Annotated in this window: 1 protein-coding gene; it reads left to right on the top strand. The window is 47.9% G+C overall.

Translation table 11 applies throughout. The annotated features are described in order from the left end of the window. Positions 1-147: 147 nt before the first annotated feature. Positions 148-1,734 carry an exopolyphosphatase gene (locus ACNA7P_RS11150; RefSeq protein ID WP_416258697.1) on the top strand — a complete coding sequence of 529 codons (1,587 nt, stop codon included), beginning with the start codon at positions 148-150 and terminating at the stop codon, positions 1,732-1,734. The last annotated feature ends 118 nt before the right edge of the window (positions 1,735-1,852 follow it).

The raw sequence follows: 1,852 nt of genomic DNA, 5'->3' as shown, positions 1-1,852 counted from the left end.
GTATTGTGGATGCAGATCAAAATAATCATTATAAGCCGCGAGGTAACCGCAAAAAGGTGCGTTCGCAAGTGGCGATATATGATTACCTAAAGGCGCATAACGAACAGTTGCTAGATGCAATACATGTTTCGAGAACAGGGACAACAAATGAATGAAATGCCTGCTATAGCCAATGCAAACGTGAAAGCTGCAGATATGGTTGCGGTACTTGAGGGCAACGAGCAGGATGCAGAGAGTAGCCCTAATGATAACGCGGCGCAGTTTGCGGCGCTCGATTTAGGCTCTAATAGTTTTCATTTGGTTACAGCGCGTATTATTGATGGGCATTTGCAGCCACTGTTACGCTTCAAGCAGCGCGTAATGCTAGCGAATGGTTTGAGTAAAAGCCGCAAACTAAATGAGGAAGCAATGCAGCGTGGGCTCGATGCGTTGCGTTTGTGCGCCGATCGGCTGCAAGGGTTTAACCCCGAACAAGTATATGTGGTAGCCACTCATACCTTGCGGCAAGCGAAGAACGCCGATGTATTTTTAGCCCGCGCGGCCGAGTTTCTGCCGTTTCCAATAAACATCATCTCGGGCCACGAAGAAGCTCGCCTCATATATCGCGGCGTTGCTCACACGAGCTCGTTCACGGGTAAGCGGATCGTGGTGGATATTGGTGGTGGTAGCACGGAAATTGTGGCGGGTACCGAATTTGAAGCAGAGCTCGTAAACTCCAATTCAATGGGCTGTGTAAGTTTTACAGAGCGTTTCTTTCGGAATGGCAAATTAAGCACAAAGCGCTTTACTCGGGCGAAAGTGGCCGCGCGTAATGAATTGGAATCGGCTGCAAATAGCTATCGACGTTTCGAAGCCGAGCACTATTTAGGTACTTCTGGAACCATTAAAGCGATTTGTCAGTGGGTACAACAGCGGGAAGAGCCGAGTTGCGAATTATTCAACCGAGAACAACTTGAACGTTGCGCCGAAGAACTGTTACAGCATAAACATATTAGTGAATTTAACGCGCTGGGCATGGACGATGATCGGAAATTAGTGCTTGCGGCCGGATTGGCGATACTAATAGCGGTATGCGAAGAGTTAGATATTAAAGAATTTGCTACCCACGATTCAGCATTACGAGAGGGCGTTTTGTATGAGCTTGCAAACCGAGTTATGCGAAACGAAGACGTGCGGCAACGAACTGTAGATGCCATGGTGGCGCGTTACCGAATTGATAGCACGCAGGCGGAGCGCGTAGCTGATACGGCGAATGAAATGCTGCGCGCTACTAAAAAAGCGTGGCGCCTCGATAGCGAAGATTGGCTGCGCCGGCTGAGCTGGGCGGCGTGGCTGCATGAAGTGGGGTTGCATATTAATTCAAGTGGTATTCAGAATCATTCGGGATACATTGTAGCAAACGCGGATATGCCCGGTTTCAGTAAAGAAGAACAAGCCCTGGTGGCGGCATTGGTGGGTAATTTCCGCAAGAAAATTCGCCTAGATCGTATTGCGCAGCTGCAGTTATTTGAGCAGCGCGATTTACATCGATTAATAGCGTTGCTGCGTTTAGCGGTAATTTTTAATACCGATCGCCAGCCTTCGCAACTGCTAGGCAAGGTAAATGTTAAAAACGATATGCTAATGCTTACGCTTAACGAACAGGGCTATTCCAACCCAATGTTGATAGCGGATTTAACGGCGGAAGTGCGGCAGCAATTGAAACTCGGAATTACTTTGCGCTTTCATGGGTAATCTTTAAAATGAGCGCAACGTAAAAAACAAAGAGTGAATAGTGTGAGTTTTACAATTTGGGTAGATGCCGATGCATGCCCCGTGGTGAGTTACTGTTTCTGAAGAAGCGGTTCGGCAA

This window comes from Aliidiomarina sp. (assembly GCF_047920995.1).
Classification (GTDB): domain Bacteria; phylum Pseudomonadota; class Gammaproteobacteria; order Enterobacterales; family Alteromonadaceae; genus Aliidiomarina.
The sequence above is the reverse complement of the archived record's forward strand: the minus strand, read 5'-3'. Positions and strand labels throughout refer to the sequence as shown.

Bases quoted from the DNA above. Each gene is read 5' to 3' on its own strand.
- ACNA7P_RS11150 (WP_416258697.1), top strand. From the start codon at position 148: ATGAATGAAATGCCTGCTATAGCCAATGCAAACGTGAAAGCTGCAGAT.